The 16,639-nt window shown below is 52.7% G+C and carries 15 protein-coding genes; 12 read left to right on the forward strand and 3 right to left on the reverse strand.

Annotation, left to right across the window (positions count from 1 at the left end):
* Window positions 1-99 precede the first annotated feature (99 nt).
* The 7 genes from M1D70_RS02540 to M1D70_RS02570 all read left to right on the forward strand — a co-directional run bounded on the left by M1D70_RS02540 (window position 100) and on the right by M1D70_RS02570 (window position 7,871).
* Window positions 100-1,437 carry an ABC transporter substrate-binding protein gene (locus tag M1D70_RS02540; RefSeq protein ID WP_096774740.1) on the forward strand — a complete coding sequence of 446 codons (1,338 nt, stop codon included), beginning with the start codon at window positions 100-102 and terminating at the stop codon, window positions 1,435-1,437.
* The gene (locus tag M1D70_RS02545; RefSeq protein ID WP_036672924.1) at window positions 1,437-2,393 is read left to right on the forward strand and encodes a carbohydrate ABC transporter permease; all 957 of its coding nucleotides are present in this window, start codon (window positions 1,437-1,439) and stop codon (window positions 2,391-2,393) included. The genes M1D70_RS02540 and M1D70_RS02545 overlap by 1 nt, the downstream gene beginning before the upstream one ends.
* Complete coding sequence (locus tag M1D70_RS02550; RefSeq protein ID WP_009593684.1) at window positions 2,383-3,243, forward strand: carbohydrate ABC transporter permease; 861 nt, start codon at window positions 2,383-2,385, stop codon at window positions 3,241-3,243. Before M1D70_RS02545 ends, M1D70_RS02550 begins: the two co-directional genes overlap by 11 nt.
* Window positions 3,244-3,493: 250 nt before the next feature.
* Window positions 3,494-4,213, forward strand: coding sequence for a glycerophosphodiester phosphodiesterase (locus M1D70_RS02555; protein WP_456289043.1), 720 nt, complete (start codon window positions 3,494-3,496; stop codon window positions 4,211-4,213).
* A gap of 374 nt (window positions 4,214-4,587) precedes the next feature.
* Window positions 4,588-6,036 (forward strand): DHA2 family efflux MFS transporter permease subunit, encoded by a 1,449-nt coding sequence (locus tag M1D70_RS02560; RefSeq protein WP_433942047.1) that lies wholly within the window; start codon window positions 4,588-4,590, stop codon window positions 6,034-6,036.
* A gap of 27 nt (window positions 6,037-6,063) precedes the next feature.
* Entirely contained in the window at window positions 6,064-6,663 is a 600-nt protein-coding gene (locus M1D70_RS02565; RefSeq protein ID WP_456289044.1) for a TetR/AcrR family transcriptional regulator, read from the forward strand.
* A 176-nt stretch (window positions 6,664-6,839) separates the two neighbouring features.
* Entirely contained in the window at window positions 6,840-7,871 is a 1,032-nt protein-coding gene (locus M1D70_RS02570) for a copper amine oxidase N-terminal domain-containing protein (protein ID WP_456289045.1), read from the forward strand.
* A 51-nt stretch (window positions 7,872-7,922) separates the two neighbouring features.
* Here M1D70_RS02570 and M1D70_RS02575 read toward each other — a convergent pair whose 3' ends face one another.
* Window positions 7,923-8,639: a DUF421 domain-containing protein gene (locus M1D70_RS02575; RefSeq protein ID WP_456289046.1), complete on the reverse strand. Its 717-nt coding sequence runs from the start codon at window positions 8,637-8,639 to the stop codon at window positions 7,923-7,925.
* A gap of 221 nt (window positions 8,640-8,860) precedes the next feature.
* Between M1D70_RS02575 and M1D70_RS02580 the strand changes: the two genes are divergently transcribed.
* Together M1D70_RS02580 and M1D70_RS02585 are read left to right on the forward strand one after the other, a co-directional pair.
* Window positions 8,861-10,183 (forward strand): MFS transporter, encoded by a 1,323-nt coding sequence (locus M1D70_RS02580; protein ID WP_456289047.1) that lies wholly within the window; start codon window positions 8,861-8,863, stop codon window positions 10,181-10,183.
* On the forward strand, window positions 10,149-11,069 hold the full coding sequence (locus M1D70_RS02585) for a polysaccharide deacetylase family protein (protein WP_456289048.1): 921 nt from the start codon (window positions 10,149-10,151) through the stop codon (window positions 11,067-11,069). Before M1D70_RS02580 ends, M1D70_RS02585 begins: the two co-directional genes overlap by 35 nt.
* Before the next feature lie 97 nt (window positions 11,070-11,166).
* Here M1D70_RS02585 and M1D70_RS02590 read toward each other — a convergent pair whose 3' ends face one another.
* Window positions 11,167-11,898 carry a hypothetical protein gene (locus M1D70_RS02590; RefSeq protein ID WP_456289049.1) on the reverse strand — a complete coding sequence of 244 codons (732 nt, stop codon included), beginning with the start codon at window positions 11,896-11,898 and terminating at the stop codon, window positions 11,167-11,169.
* 160 nt (window positions 11,899-12,058) lie between these two features.
* Here M1D70_RS02590 and M1D70_RS02595 point away from each other — a divergent pair, with 160 nt between their 5' ends.
* The 3 genes from M1D70_RS02595 to M1D70_RS02605 all read left to right on the forward strand — a co-directional run bounded on the left by M1D70_RS02595 (window position 12,059) and on the right by M1D70_RS02605 (window position 15,823).
* Window positions 12,059-12,778, forward strand: a complete 720-nt coding sequence (locus M1D70_RS02595; RefSeq protein WP_009593676.1) for a response regulator transcription factor — start codon at window positions 12,059-12,061, stop codon at window positions 12,776-12,778.
* Window positions 12,775-14,139, forward strand: a complete 1,365-nt coding sequence (locus tag M1D70_RS02600; RefSeq protein WP_456289050.1) for a sensor histidine kinase — start codon at window positions 12,775-12,777, stop codon at window positions 14,137-14,139. The genes M1D70_RS02595 and M1D70_RS02600 overlap by 4 nt, the downstream gene beginning before the upstream one ends.
* Before the next feature lie 253 nt (window positions 14,140-14,392).
* Window positions 14,393-15,823, forward strand: a complete 1,431-nt coding sequence (locus M1D70_RS02605; protein WP_175320790.1) for an aspartate ammonia-lyase — start codon at window positions 14,393-14,395, stop codon at window positions 15,821-15,823.
* Window positions 15,824-15,900: 77 nt separating this feature from the next.
* Here M1D70_RS02605 and M1D70_RS02610 read toward each other — a convergent pair whose 3' ends face one another.
* Window positions 15,901-16,518: a hypothetical protein gene (locus tag M1D70_RS02610; protein WP_456289051.1), complete on the reverse strand. Its 618-nt coding sequence runs from the start codon at window positions 16,516-16,518 to the stop codon at window positions 15,901-15,903.
* Window positions 16,519-16,639 lie beyond the last annotated feature (121 nt).

Here is a 16,639-nt window from a genome sequence, read left to right on the forward strand (position 1 = left end):
GATCCGCGTGCCGTTCCAACCGGCATTTGGTGAAGTGGATCGACGGTAATTTTGGATGATGAATGATGAATAGATTCGAAAGGGGACAACAGATCATCTATGAAAAAGAAATCATGGTTGTTAATGTTACTGACCATATTTATGGTGATTACCACGGCTTGCGGAGGCGGCGGTGGAAGTGAAAGTGCCGGAGGAGAGGTTTCGCTGGATGACGTGGAAGCCGCTTCGATGGATATGAAGAACGACACGACACCCGTTAAAATCCAATACTGGCATGCCCACGCGGATGCACAGCTTGAAGGCTTGAACTACATGATTGCCGAATTCCAGAAGAAGTACCCTCATATTACGGTAGAGCCGGTGTTCCAAGGCGGTTATCCTGATCTTCACAAAAAATTATCGGCTGCAGTGGCTGCGAATGACGTGCCGGCTGTTACGAATGTCGAGGTTGCGTCCTTGCCAAACTTTGCGGACAGCGGAGTGTTCTCTGATTTGGGCCCATGGATTAAGCGCGATGAAGTGAAGATGGACGATTTCGCCAAAGGGATGCTGAATGCATATGCATTCAATGGCAAGCAATATGGATTCCCTCTGATCGTCAGTACCAGCGTGTTTGTATACAACAAAACGATGCTGGACGAGCTGGGTGTAGAACCGCCGCAGAAGTGGGATGAGATCGATGATTTTAATGCAAAGGTAACGAAAAAAGAAGGCGACAAAACGACCCGTTATGCCTTCTCCGTTCCAGGCTGGGATACGTGGTACTACGATCCGTGGAACATTAACGGCGGCGGACAAATCCTGACGGAGGACCTGAGTGCTTCCGCTGTCGAGACCGAGGATTCTCTCCGGTACCTCCAGAACTTCTACAAGTGGCAAAATGAAGGCAGCATGCATATGGGCTTCGGTAAAGGAGCTTCCGACAATATGCGCCAGATGTTCCTGAACGGCGAAATCGCCATGGTGCAGCATTCATCGGCTTTGCTCAAGATGTACCGCGAGAATGCGGACTTTGAGGTTGGCGTATCCTTTATCCCTGGCGATAAAGTGCGGACCTCCAATATTGGCGGCGCGGGGATCGTCATGATGGACGGCGCCGAGGATCTGGAGAAAGAGGCGGCTTGGAAATTCATCGAGTTCATGACTTCGGCGGAGCACAACATTAAGTGGGCTGAATCCGTTGGATACCTGCCGACAAGAAAATCCGCAATCGAGTCAGAAGAAGGCGATCAATATTTCGAAAGATGGCCGCAATACAGAGCGGTATACGAGCACTTCGACGAAGTAACGCCGCGTCTGCAGCATCCGGCTTATCCTGAATTCAGCGAAGTCTACAAAGAAGTCATCGGGGAGATGGTATTGAACAAAAAAGATCCTATACCACTTATGCAGGATGCAGCCAAGAAGATCAACGATATTCTGGCTGACTATGAGTGATGCCTATGGAGACCAATAAAGCAATGACAAAGGCGGCGTCCGATCGGGCGACCGCTTCGGTCTCTAAACGGATGTCTCATACGTTGATCGAGAAGTGGAAGGACTTCTCGTTCGCAGTTCCGGCCTTGCTGTTTATGGGCGTGTTCCTGTATTATCCGCTGGGTTATTCCATCTACATCAGCTTCACGAATTGGAACATGACCCGTCCCGTGAAGAAATTCGTGGGCGTCGATAACTATACGCGCTTGCTGTCGAACTCGGATTTCTATCACTCCTTAAAGGTCACGTTCTTGTATACCGTCATGGACGTTGTATTCACGCTGGTCATCGGGCTGCTGCTGGCCTTGCTGCTCAACGTGTCATCGTCACGGTTGTTCGGTTTCTTGCGCGGCGTCGTTTTTATGCCCTATTACATCTCAATGGTAGTCGCGGCCATGGTATTTACATGGATTTACAATGGACAATACGGGCTATTGAATTCCATTGTTTCCTGGTTCGGCATGGAGCCGGTCGAATGGCTGACCAACCCTTCGACGGCATTGCCGGCGCTGGTTGCCGTTTCGGTCTGGAAGGGCGTCGGGTTTGCGATGATCCTCTTTATTGCAGGCATGCGCGGAATTCCGGCCGAGTATTATGAGGCGGCCTCCATTGATGGAGCCAGCAAGTTCCGGCAGTTCCGCAACATTACGCTGCCGCTATTGTCGCCGATGACCTTGTTTCTGGTCATCACCAGCTTTATTTCCTCCATGCAGGTGTTCCAGTCGATCGACGTCATGACGGGCGGCGGTCCGCTCAAGGCAACGAATGCGATCGTGTACTGGATCTATACGATGGCCTTTGATGAATTCAAAACAGGAAGAGCCTCGGCGCTTGTCATGATTCTGTTCGTGATCATATTGCTGTTAACATTGGTACAATGGGTGGTCAGCAGGAAGAAGGTGCACTATGAAGGATAATTATATGGCTGGATCCGCCAAGAACCGAAAGACCATAATGACGCTCCGCGTAATCGGAGCCGTGATCGTGACCCTTGTCATGTTCTTTCCGGTGTACTGGCTGCTGATCAGCGCGCTCAAGACGCAGTCTGAGATGCGGATGGCCGTTCCTACATTTTGGCCGGAAACCTTTGCCTGGCAGAACTTTGCCGAAGCCTTCCGGGTTATCCCTTACGCGCGGTTCTTCGGCAATACCTTGCTCATGGCGGTCGGAACCATAATTCTGCAGCTGAACGTGGCGCTCATGGCCGCTTATGCATTCGCGAAGGGGAAGTTCTGGGGACGGGACGCGCTGTTTCTGTTGGTGCTTGCCGCGTTGATCGTGCCGGAACAGGTGATTTTCGTTCCCGTGTACGTCATGATGTCCAAGCTCGATTGGCTGAATACCTTCTGGGCGCTCATCGTGCCACACGGGGCGTCCGCCTATGCGATATTCCTGCTCCGGCAGGCGTTCAAATCGATTAACAACGACGTGCTGGAAGCGGCGCGCGTGGATGGAGCCGGACGATTCTCCATTCTGTACAAGCTGTTGTTCCCGATGGCGATGCCGACGATCGTCACCATGGGCGTGTTGATCTTCATTTCGTCCTGGAACTCGTATTTCTGGCCGCTGATCATGACCAACAACAACGACATGCGTGTGCTTACGGTGGGCATAGCAATGCTGCGTGATTCCATCGCCGGGAATGAAGCGATGTTCTTCAACGTCATAATGGCGTCCAGCGTCATGGCGATCATCCCGATCGTGCTGGTCTTTACGGTGATGCAAAAGCATATCGTGGCCGCGATGGCGAACTCGACGTTTAAATAAGCGCATATGTCATATGTTGCGGAATTCAGGACGGTGTGGAGACGGTGGGCAAGGATACACCGCCATACCGTCTCTTTGTTCGAGCGAAGGACATAAAGCTAATTCCTGCTGTGCGCAGCAGGGATCGGGAAGCCTGCGGCGAACAAACCTATAGAGCTGCAAACGGCCATTTCGATTGCGTAAGTCCGTCTTCTTGCGGCGGCAGTGTGATCGAGGCCGTCAATCGACTTAAATATGGAGGGAATGGCACATGGAAGTACGGGGATTGGCCCATCGAGGGTATCCGCTCAAATATCCGGAGAACACGATGCTGGGCTTTCGGAAAGCGCTGGAGCTTGGTTTCTCGCACCTGGAGCTGGATGTCCAGCTGACGAAGGACGGCGTGCCTGTCGTGATTCATGATCCTACGGTTAACCGGACGACCAACGGAACCGGAGCGATCAATGCCTTCACGCTGGAGGAAATACGCAAGCTGGATGCAGGCCGGGGGGAAGTCATCCCCACGCTGGAGGAAGCGCTGCTTTTTGCCAAGGATCGGATGATCGTTGACATCGAGCTGAAGCAGATGGGGGACACCTATCCCGGGCTGGAACAGAAGGTCATTGACGTGATCAAGGATACGGGCATGGATAAGCAGGTATTCCTGACCTCCTTCGATCATTATTCGATAGAACGTGCCCGTTCCCTTGATCCTAACATCGAGCTGGGGCTTGTGATTTATGGGGCGACGCCATCGGTCTTTCCTTATCTGGAACAGATCGGCGCTCGCTATGTGTCCGTCAAATATGTATACGTGACCCCTTCGTTTATGGAGGAAGCGCGCAAGCGGGGGATCCAGCTCATCGTCTGGACGCCGGATGACGAGGCGGTATTGGCATCCCTTGCCCAGTATCCTGAACTCTTGATCGTAACGAACAACTTGGAAGGCTGGGCCAAAGTGTACAAAGAAAAGATTGCACTGAATGCTTAGCGTTATCAGGGTCTGACACTTGCGCGCAGCGGAGTGACCTATTAGGACGCTTGCATTTAGGGAATGCCAAGGGTCTTTCGGGGCAAGGCGAACCTAAAGTCGAAATATGCATAGAAGAAGGATCCGCCCTAGTCGCGATTTAGGGGCGGATCCTTTTATTATGAATGGCCGAAATGTTGGATATCCTGCTTGTTTCGGTGCTTATGGCAGCGGGAAACGTCGCGGGCTTCATCCGGGTTTCATCTGGGTGGACGAATTTGAAAATTTAATGAAAATTTTCAGTTGACCTGCGGACAATTGTCCGTTAGAATAAAAAACGCGTTACCGGACAATTGTCCGTATAGACAAAAGACAGGGAGGATAAGGTCTTGGATATGGGAGTGGGGCCAAGTTCGGCCAAGATTAATTTAAGCAAAATAAAGAGAGGGCCGATCGTTGCCGCACTGATTATCGGCGCGTTCGTGTCCATCTTGAATGAGACATTGCTGAACATCGCTTTCCCAAGCTTGATGGAGCAGTTTGGCATTGGGGAGTCCACGGTGCAGTGGCTTTCCACATCTTACATGCTGGTTGTCGGTATTCTGGTGCCGGTCACGGCGCTGCTGCAGCTTTGGTTCACGACAAGACAGATGTTTATTGGCGCTATGTCGCTATTCCTGATAGGTACGATTATATGCGGCTTCTCGCCGGTATTCGGGGTGCTGCTGGTAGGCCGTATCCTGCAAGCCGTCGGAACGGGGCTTATGCTGCCGGTTCTGATGAACACCATACTTAGCATTTATCCGCCTCAGAATCGCGGAGCCGCAATGGGGATGATCGGTCTGGTCATCATGACGGCACCGGCGATCGGACCGACGCTTTCCGGTTTGATCGTGGATGCTCTGAACTGGCGCTGGTTGTTCTACCTGGTCATTCCGCTTGCTGCGTTCTCCATCGTGTTTGCCGCGGTGTTCCTGAAGAACGTATCGGAACTGACCAAGCCGAAGGTCGATTACATTTCGATTATTCTGTCTACCATCGGTTTCGGGGGAATCGTATATGGATTCAGCAGTGCCGGCGAAGGCACCTGGTCTGATCCGAAGGTCATATGGTGCATTACCGCCGGGGCTATCAGCTTGCTGCTCTTCGTATGGCGCCAGCTGAAGATGGAGGAACCGATGCTGGATCTGCGTACCTTCAAATTTCCGATGTTCTCCCTCGTGACCGTGCTGATGCTGGTACTTATGATGAGCATGTTCTCCACCATGATCATGCTGCCGCTGTTCCTGCAGAACGCGCTGGGCTTGACTGCGCTATCGGCGGGTCTGGTCATGATGCCGGGCGGGATCATCAACGGATTGATGGCGCCGATTACAGGGAAGCTGTTCGATAAATTGGGACCGCGCGTTCTGATTATTCCCGGCTTGGCGCTGCTGAGCATCGCCATCTTCCTGTTCTCGCGCATCGACGCTTCATGGACGGGTGGTTATGTCATCTTCCTTCATGTTATGATGATGATAGGGATTTCGATGGTTATGATGCCGGCCCAAACCACGGCTTTGAATCAGCTGCCGCGCTTGCTGTATCCGCATGGAACGGCGATCATGAATACTCTGCAGCAGGTGGCGGGAGCTGTCGGTATGGCGCTCTTTATCAGCATCATGACTGCAGGTGCTAAAAATTACGTTGAAACAACCGGGGATCTCAATCCGGTGCAAAGCATGGTTGCCGGTCTTCATAATGCTTTCGTAATCGGACTTGTTCTTGCAATCATCGCTTTCGTGCTGGGCTTATTTGTTAAACGTACGTCTTCACCCGTTGAAGAAAAACAGTCTGCCGCATAAGGTTCCCGTTTGTTTAATTAGAAAGGGATGCGTGCATTGCCGAAAGAGAATGACGAGTTGGGTCAAAAGATTTTGGATACGGCTCAGGCCTTATTTAACAAATACGGAGTCGAGGACGTCTCCATGCATCAAGTGGCCAAAACGGCGGGGATCGGTCAAGGCACCCTATACCGCCGGTATCCCAGCAAGAGCAAGATTTGCTTCACGCTGATGGAGGCCAAGATCGACCGGTTTATGGAAGGGCTGGACGTTTATCTTCGCAGTAGCGAAGGCGAAACGGTAGCACACCAGCTGCGGACCGTGATGACGAAGGTGATTCTGCATTTCAACGAGGATCTGGAGTGGCTCAGGGTGATGCTGACCTCTGACCGGTTGGAGGACACCAAGAACATTATGTGCGAGAACCCGCCCTTCACGTATTTGCGCTTACAGATCAAGCGTCTGCTGGAGCTTGCGGCTGAGCGGGGAGAGCTGATGCCCCTGGATCCTCTGTTCACCTCCGTGATGCTGGCATCCCTGCCGCGGGCCGATATTATTCTGTACATGCGCGATATGGGATACAGCGCGGAACAGATTGCGGAGGAATATTGCCGAAGCTTCGTGGACCCGCTATTTATACAACGCTAAATGATATATTCGGCTGCAGGTCAAAAGCCGTTTCGGGAGATTGGAAAACTCGCCCGGAACGGCTTTTTGATGTATGCTCGGCCCTTGGACTTTCAATATCAATGCAACATTTGGCAAATACGCCCGTCAGTATAGTTGTACATGATAACTTAAGACACCTAGAAAGGATGATGAACATGAACAAACAATGGAAGAAGCAAGCAGCGACGCTGATGGTTGCGGCCATGGCCGTTTCCGGCGGCGCAGCGGCTTATGCGGCACCCCAAGCCGGAGACAGCCAGGATCAGAAGCCGGTGGTGATCTCGGCGGTCATCGATTACGGAGTTCTGGTCAACGGCAAGGTAGTAACTGGAGCCGGATTTATGAATGCCGACGCGAAACAGGTCATGATCCCGCTGCGCAGCGTATCCGAGGCGCTCGGATTCGAACTGGAGTGGAATCTACAGGACCGCTCTGCGGAGCTGACCAAACCGGGATCGCCGATCTGGACCCTCGTGCAAACGGGCAAAGACCAGTATGCGGTTAACAAAATGTATAAGTCCCTCGGCGCTGCTCCGGTGAACGTAAAAGGCACGCTGTATGTTCCTGCGAGCTTCTTCAGCGAAGTGCTCCAGGTTAACGTCGCGGTTGATGGAACGAAGGTAAACATCACGTCCGAAGAAGAGGTTAAGAAGGAATCCGTGGTCGGAACCATCACGGAAGTTATCCATAACGAAGAACGCAAAGCCGTTCATATTAACGGTACGGGTACCGAAGGAATCGTGCTGAACGTGGATGAGAACACGGTCATCCGCGATGCGGGGGGCAAGAAGATCGAGCTTAAGGATCTTGCAAAAGGCATGAAGATCGAAGCGGTGCACAGCCTGGCGATGACGATGAGCCTGCCGCCTCAAACGTATGCTTACGAAATCAGCGTGAAGTCCGACAAGGAAGAGACGGAGCAGCTGGCTACGGCCGGCGCCATCACCGACATCAATGCGGATGGCGGCAACCTGCGCGTAACGATCAAGGGCAAAGGGTTGACGGAACAATCCCCCAATGAAGTCGTCCTAAATCTGACGCCCGAGACGGTTGTCGTGAATAAAGACGGCAAAGCCTTGAAAACGAGCGACTTGGCTGACGATGCGGAAATTATCGGCTACTACGGCCCGGTACTAACCAAGAGTCTGCCGCCAATCGGCAATGCCATCAAAATCGTTCTTCAATAAGTCATAAACGGGAAGAAGCCTGGCGGCAGCGCCAGGCTTTTTTTGGGATCCTTAATGATACAAGGGGGGGAGCGGAATTTCCTTATCGTAAATGGTGATATTTAAATACTTCTGTTCATCGAGTGAAGCGAAGAATACTTGATCAAGGGGGATTCCCCGCTCACCCAGCTGAGTCTCCAGCCATTCTCCGGTAAGGTTTAACTTTTGGAGGGTAATCGTTTGAATGCGTCCTTCTTTGACGACGGCGTAGGACAGACCGGCATTCTGCCGCTTTAACTTCAGGTCCTCCAGCGTCACGGCGGTCTTCTCCATCTTTTTCAGGATGGATAAGGCACCGCTCGGCTCCAGCACGGCCATATCGACTTCAGCCATATCGAAGATCTGTTCCTTGCGCAGCATTTGCAAAATGTTATCGATGGAGTAACGTGCTTTTTTCATATTCGGATAAACGAACTGCCCGTCTTTAACGACAATCAGCGGTTCAAATGTAATCCACTTGCCGATGCGCCGGCTCTTCACAAGCAGGATCGAGGCAAGCTTCTGTAACAAGCCGATGGCAATGATCGCAAAAGCGGTATGGATATGTTCGATTTTGGGATCCGCGATATCTGCTCCGACCACGGAGCCCAGGGACAGGATAATGATGTAGTCGAAAACGGGAAGCTCGGCGATGGAGCGGCGGCCCATGAAAAGAGTAACGCCCAAGAGCAGCGGGTAAATGGTATAAATTCTCCCAAGCACTTGCAGAAGATCCTTTAGGAGTTCCATGGCACAGACCCTTTCCGAAGATTTTGTGGTCCTTAATTAAAAGGGTGGGCAGTTGTCATGAAAAATATGTATATGCATCCAATTCCAAGTCCAAGTCTCCACCATGGCTTTTTCTCCACTCTATAGACGAGATTACCTGAGCCTTCGTTTGCGCAGGTATATTCCCTTCGCATGCCGAATACTGTACAACAAAATCGTCAATGACGGATGGAGGGAAACGGATGAAGCGCAGTTGGGTGAATTCGCCGTATTCATTTTCGCTGGGCATGTTTGCCATGATGGTTCCGAGTCAGGCGTTCAGCTCCTTTTACATCTTTTTCTACGTCGATACCTTGGGTCTTGGCATAGGGCTGGCATCTCTGGCAAGAACCGTATTTCTGATCTGGGATGCGGTAAACAATCCGCTTATGGGGTATTGGTCCGATCGCACCAGAACCAGGCTGGGACGACGCAGGCCGTGGGTATTCGGGGCGATTCCGCTCTTCATGCTGACCTTCGTGCTCGTGTTCTCGCCGCCGGAAGGACTGTCTGAGAACGGGCTGTTTATGTGGTTTTTGGTTGCGCTTATCCTGTATGAAGCCGTGGCAACCGTATTATGGGTCAATTATGGGGCGCTGTTCCCCGAACTTTTCCGCGGAGACCGCATCCGGGCGAAGGCCTCGGCCATCCAGCAGGGCTATCAAGTGGTGGCATTGTTGATCGGTACTGCGCTGACTCCGATCATCTATGACGCCATGGGATTTTCGAACATGGCGATCCTGTACGCGCTGCTGTTCGGCGTGTTCATGTTCCTGTGCATGATGAGCGTCCGCGAGGAAGAGTCGTACAGCGCAAGCGAGCCGCTCAAGCTTGTCCACGCATTTCGTGAAACGCTGCGCAACAAGAAGTTCTGGGTGTTCAACATCTCCAATTCCTTTGCCCAGACGGTGAATGGACTGATAAGCTCCACGATCCCTTTTTACGCAAAATACGTGCTTCGCATCCCGGACAATCAAGTGTCGATTCTGCTGGCAGCCGTGTTTGTATCCGTCATCCCCTTGGTGTTCGTGTGGTACTGGATGATCCGCCGGATGGACGGCGTGAAGGCATGGCGTTTGTCGCTGGGGATATATGCGTTATCCGTCATCCCTCTGTGGTTTGGCTATGATCTGATCAGCGGCATTTTGGCGGGGATCGGAGTAGGGTTCGGTCTGGCGGGATTTCTGGTTACGCCGGCCATGGTTAGCGGCAGCATCATCGATGAGGATGCGGAGCGGACAGGGCTTCGCAGAGAGGGGATTTATACGGCGGTCAGCGGATTTATTACGCGTTCCAGCGGATTGATCTCCGCGCTGGCGTTTTTTGTCGTAGGCATGATATTCGGATATGAAAGCGGTGACAACCCGGGAAGCGATCCGGAATCGACCTTTCGGTACTTAATCAGTGTCGTCCCCTTATGCCTGTTGGCCATTTCCTTCTTGCTATCGTATGCAACCAAAATCGAATTCTCAAAATCCATAGGAGGCGAGCATGACCATGGAGCGAAGACTGATCATCAACTGTGACGATTTCGGACAGAGCAAGGCCATGAATGAGGCGATCCGGCATCTGCTGGAGGAGAATAAAGCATCGGCGACCATCATGACCGTGGCCCCCGGCTTTGAGGAGGCAGCCTCCTGGGCCGCACGCCGGCGCCAACCCAATGTAGGGCTGCATCTGACCTTGACGAGCGAATTCGAAGCTTTGCGGTGGAAGAGCTTGACCGGTCATTCTTCGTTGCATGACGCTAGCGGTCACCAATACCGGACGGTTCAGGAGTTTGAACGGGGAGCAGAGACGGGCGCCGTGCTAAAAGAGCTGGAGGCGCAATACCGGCTGGCGAAGAAGGCCGGCATCCGCATCAGCCATGTGGATAACCACATGGGCAGCCTTTACGGGATGGAAACGGGGCGGAGCCTTATTCCGCAGATGCTGTGGAAGACTTCCCGCTGGCGCCTCCCCGCGCGCTTGTTTCGCTATATTCACCCGGAGGATCCGCTGCTCAGCACGCTGCCGAATATCGAGCGGCCGGTGGCGCTTGCCTCCAGCTTGGCCGATACCTTCGGCGTGCCGATCCCGGATTATCTGCTCTCGCATCCGTTTCCCGTCGTCGAGGGAGAGACCTATGAGAGCTTCAAGCAGTCGCTGATCGATAAGCTGTACAGACTCCCCGAAGGGGTCAGCGAAACGTACGTTCACCCGGGAGCGGAGGATGAATGGATGCTGGCGAATATTCCGAATTGGGAGAAGCGGGTATGGGAGTACCGCCTGCTGTTTGATGATGATTTTGCTTACGGTTTGCGGGATGCCAAGGTGATCCTGACGGATTACCGCTACGTGGAGGAGCATCTGAAGCGTCCCCGCGTGCGCTCGGCCGTGAAGCTGATGAAGGCAATGGCCAAAAAAACGTAAGCCTATGCTAAAACAAGCCCTGCCGCGGCACCGGCAGGGCTTGTTTTTCGGTTAAGTACGCTGGGCTCGCGCTGTCATGTACGGTCTCGTACCGACGTTACTTCGCTTCAGCTTCCAGCTTGGCAATCTGTGCCTTGTATTGGTCCAGCAGTTTCGCCAGCGCTTTTTTAATAGAGTCGGCGTCCTTGGCATCCACCGCTTTGAAGAGGTCGATTCTTGCATGGACGAACGCCAGATCCTCATCGTCGATCTTCACTTCCAAACTCTCTGCATCGCTGATTTTCACTGCCTTCACGCTGGCTGTCTCGAAACGGATCACGTCGTGCTTCCCGTCGCTTGCATCGGTTTTCACGGCTTCCGCTACTTTGATGGCGGTACTTTCGAGAGGGGCAAGCTCCTTGATCTTGGTAATCTTGATATCCTTGATATCGCCACTGTCCACGAATCCCTTGACGGTTTCAGCCGGAACAGCCTTCACGGCAATGGATATTCCGAATTCGCCTTCTGCCGCGACCGGCTTTACCTCGCCGTTGTCTGCAACGACAGCCGCGGCCTCCGAGAAAAAGAAGGTTCCCTCGCTTCCGGCAAGCTTGCCGTATTTCGCCAGCGTATCCTTCCAGTCCTGAACCGTTTCCGGCGCGTATTGTTCAGCCAACTCCAACGGATTCGGCATAACGGAAATGGTTGCCGTGGTGGCAACGGGCGCGCTTTTACCTGTTTGGTTCGGTGCATCGGCTGGGGTTTCGGCACCCGAGGCATGGACGGGAAGAGCTGCTGTTCCAAGAAGGGCAGCGGATAGGGCGAGCTTGCCAAATAGTTTGTGTTTCATCGTATTAACACTCCTTATCGGGGTTGGTTTGTCTTACAGTACCCAGTGTACGAATCAGCATTGGCAGAACATTGGTGTATTTGTGGAAAAACAATGGCATTCCCCATTCGCTTTGTGCCGATTGCTATACTGGGAAGAGATGAAGCTCGGAGGTAATGATATGAACCAAACCTATCTCATCGCCGTTGTGGATGACGATTTGCATATACGAAATTTGGTGGAGGCTTATTTGCGCAAGGAGGGTTACCGGACGGTGGGCCTTGGCACGGCGGAGGAGGGCTGGGACATGTGGAGAACGAATCCGCCGGATATGTGGGTGCTCGATATTATGCTGCCCGGCATGGACGGTTTCGAATTGTGCCGGCGGATCCGCGCGGAAGCCGAGGTCCCGATCATCATGATCTCGGCCAAGGACAGCGAGGTGGATAAAATATTGGGGCTTGAGCTGGGAAGCGACGACTACATGGTCAAGCCGTTCAGCCCTCGCGAGCTGGTTGCCCGAATCAAACGTCAGCTGAGCCGATGGTACAAATTCAACCACGCGGAGCATGTCCCGCGGCTTGCCGCCGCTTCCCCGGAGCTTAGCAATGGGCGGCTTCAGTTACTGCTGGAGGAGAGGCGCGTATTCTGGAACGGGGAAGAAGTGGATATGACCAACAAAGAATTCGAGATGCTGAGAGTGTTTGCCGAGCATCCGAACCGTGCGTTTACCAGGGACGAACTGCTGACCTCCGTATGGGGTGACGATTATTTCGGAAGCGACCGGGCGGTTGACCATCTCATTAAACGGCTGCGCAAGAAAGTGGAGCAGCTGCCGATCGAGGCCATATGGGGACATGGATACCGAATGAGAACGGATGGGGAGGAATCATCGATATGAAGCTGGTCCATCAGATCAATCTTGCTTTCGCTTTGTCGCTTATACTCGTGCTGTCCGTGACGGCCGTCGTCATTCATTATGTGCTGCTGGACCATTTTATCGGCACGCAAAGAAAGGACATGCAGTCCATTGGGGCGGCGTTGACGGCAAAGCTGGAAACCGCGGCTGCACAGAGCATCCCTATCGAGAGCGAGCCTTTGACCGTTAGCGGGTTTGCCTCTGCACAGGTTGCCGAGGTCGGCGTTATTATTCAGGACAGCCAAGGGAATATAGTCCGCTCGACTCCTGTAGTTCCTACCGCCCAGTACATGGGCATAGCAGCAGTAAGACCCGATAGCATAGCTTCGTATAACTCCTCATCGGTGGACGGACAATTCCTAACCGAGGTCACGGCAGTTCCCCAAGGAACGATGACGCTGATTACGCCAGTGAGCAAAATCAAGGCGATTGAGCAGGCGCTGCTGGGGCGTTTGATGCTCGTATTCGGCGCAGGGGCCGTGGTCATGGTGATCTTAAGTCTATTCATCACCAAGCGGCTGATTAAGCCGCTCATGCATCTGCGGGAAGAATTGAAGAAGGTGAAGGAGCGTCAATTCTCCGAAGTCCGGCGCGTGTCGGCAAGCGGGGAGCTCGGCGCCGTGGCAGAGTCCGTCTACGAAATGGCCGGTGAGCTGGAGCGGTACAATCATGTGCAGAAGCAATTTTTCCAGAACGCTTCGCACGAGCTGAAGTCGCCGCTCATGTCCATATCCGGATATGCGGAGGGAATCCGGGACGGCATATTCGAAGGGGAGGATATTCGCAAAGGGCTCGATATCATTATGAGCGAGAGCGGCCGGATGAGAAATATCGTGACCGAGATGACGCTGCTGGCCAAGCTGGACAGTGAAGATGATATTTTCAAGGCCGCAGAAGTCAATATGAAAGAGCTTGTAGAGGAAACGATCGAGAGGATCAATCCGGTTCTGGTGAAAAAAGGGCTGTTCGTGCATCTTTCATATGGGGATAACGAATCGTTAACGGTGTATGCCGACCGGGATAAGCTGCTGCAGGCGCTGTTGAACATCGTTTCGAATGGAGCGAGGCATGCAAGCAAGCATATTTACATTCAAGCCGGTCTCCAAAAAGGTCGGGTGGTGCTCACCGTATCCGATGACGGCGAAGGGATCTCCGAGGAGCTGCTGCCTTATCTGTTCCACCGGTTTGTGAAGGGCAAGAACGGGGAGACGGGACTCGGTTTGGCGATTGCCCGGGCCATCGTGGAACGCTGCGGAGGCCTGATCACAGCGGGGAATCGCCAAGAGGGAGGCGCCGTGATTTCGTTAGGCTTCCCGGTGCACAGGAAGACCTCCATGGCTTAGAGTCTGTAACCATCCATCGTGACGGACGTCAATGGAAATCAAGTCGTTTGGGGTAAGAGGGGCTTTTTCTGGGTAATTATACTTAGAGAAAGCCTCATTTTTTGCGCAATCACACATATTATTCAATATTCCCTAACAAAACGCGTAAGCTATAGAGGATTTCAAGTTAGAAGGCAGAATTCTGTATATATCCGGGCAAGCTGGATGATAACAGGTGACAAGCAAGATACAAAATAATCAAAAGGCGATGGTGATGTTGTCCATGGATATGCAGTATCGAGTGGAGAAAGATTTTCTGGGGGAAAAACAGCTTCCTATAGATGCCTATTACGGCATCAATACGGTCCGGGCGGTAGAGAATTTTCCGATCAGCGGGGTGCCCATTCATGCCGAGCTCATTTCTGCTCTCGGAGAAGTAAAGAAAGCGGCCGCGCTGGCTAATATGGAACTTGGCCTGCTGCCGAAAAAGATAGGCAGCGCCATTATAGAGGCGGCAGACGAGATCATCGCAGGCAATCTCCGTTCCGAATTCATTGTCGATTCCATTCAGGGCGGGGCGGGCACTTCGATCAATATGAACATGAATGAGGTATTGGCGAACCGGGCGCTGGAGATTTTGGGAAAACAGAAGGCCGAGTATTTCTACTGCAATCCTAATAATCATGTCAATATGTCGCAATCCACGAACGATGCCATTCCGACGGCGATCCGCATTGCGTCGTACCGTCTGACCCAGGATCTCCTTGGGGTGTTCCGGACCTTGGTCGCCGGCATTCAGGACAAGGCCAAGGAATTCGACGATGTCATCAAGATGGGACGCACGCATCTGCAGGATGCGGTACCGATCCGGCTTGGGCAAGAGTTCGGGGCTTATGCCAACGTGCTGACAAGGGACATCCACCGCATCGAGCGGGCAGCGCAAGGGTTATTGGTTGTCAATATGGGCGCGACGGCTGTAGGCACGGGATTAAATGCAACGCCGGACTATATGCAGAGCGTCGTCCAGCATCTGATTGAGCAGACAGGCTTCTCCCTGAAGCAAGCCGAGGATTTGGTGGATGCCACCCAGAACACGGATGCTTATATGGAATTGTCTGCTGCGCTCAAAGTGTGTGCGGTGAACTTCTCGAAAATGTGCAACGATATCCGCCTGATGGCTTCCGGACCGAGAGCCGGCTTGAACGAGCTGAACGTGCCTCCGAGACAGCCGGGCTCGTCGATCATGCCGGGCAAGGTCAATCCCGTGATGGCGGAGGTCATGAACCAGGTGTCGTTCCAGGTCATCGGCAATGACCATACGATCAGTTTGGCTTGCGAAGCCGGTCAATTCGAGCTTAACGTCATGGTTCCGGTCGCCGCTAACAACCTGATGCACTCCCTGAAAATCCTGAAGAACGGCATGGACGTGTTCTACAAGAATTTGATGGTTGATCTTACAGCCAATAAGGAACGCTGCAAATACTTCGTAGATAACAGCTACGGCATCATTACGGCATTGAACCCGCATTTGGGCTATGACGTAGCCTCCAGGCTGGTAAAGGAAGCGCAGAAGACAGGCCAAAGCATCAAGGAGATCATCCTGGAGCAGGGACTTTTGACAGAGGAGCAGATTCTGGTCATTCTGGATCCTTACCACATGACTTCGCCGGGCATTGCGGGAGAAGAGTTCCTGTTGAACCAATAAGATGCAGGATGTCTTTAACGATAACGAGTGAAAGAGCTGACTCCGATCAATTCGGGGTCAGCTCTTTTAGTTTGCATTTATGGATTGTCGATTGCCGCTATGAGGGAGGCGATGACGTCCTTCTCGGCATCATTTAGCACCTTGTTCGTTTGCCACCGCTGGACCTCTTGTTTCACTTGTGCAACATCCTGGTAACCGAGATGGTACGCTATGCTTGAGATGACGCTTTGCCTACTTGCTTCGTCACCCATATCAGCAAGTGCCTGCACCACGCCCTCCCTGTCTTTCGTAAACAATTCACCGACGATGGCGGCATATTGCTCGGCAGAGGCACCATCGAGATTCGCTGTTGCGAGGAACAGGCTCGTATAATGCTCGGGTTGGATGAGGGAGCGGTGGGTATACAGCAGCTCCAGCGTTTCCAGCGCTTTGCCGTTGCTCAGGCGGTTATATTCCGTCCAGTCCATGCCCTCCAAGTGAGCCAGCATGTTCGTGGCTTTATCCTCGGCACTCATGTGCTCTCCTTCGTACAATGATAATACGCGCTCCTCCGGACTTTCATGGTCCGTCACTGCACTCCTCGCAGGTTCGGAGGGCGACGAAGCCGGCGCTTTGGACGGGGGGCTCGAACAGGCTGTTACAAGAATCAGAAGAGCAAGGACGAAGCCGTAATAAGTTGCATGACGTTTGAACATGGATTCTCATCTCCTTTACAGTCTAAACGGATATTTCCTGTAAATAGTTACATAAAAAGGAGGGAGATATGGAGCTCTACCCCATGATAAGATGAAGGCTGCATATTCGCATGCTGATTAA

The sequence above is a fragment of the Paenibacillus sp. AK002 genome (genome assembly GCF_053903045.1).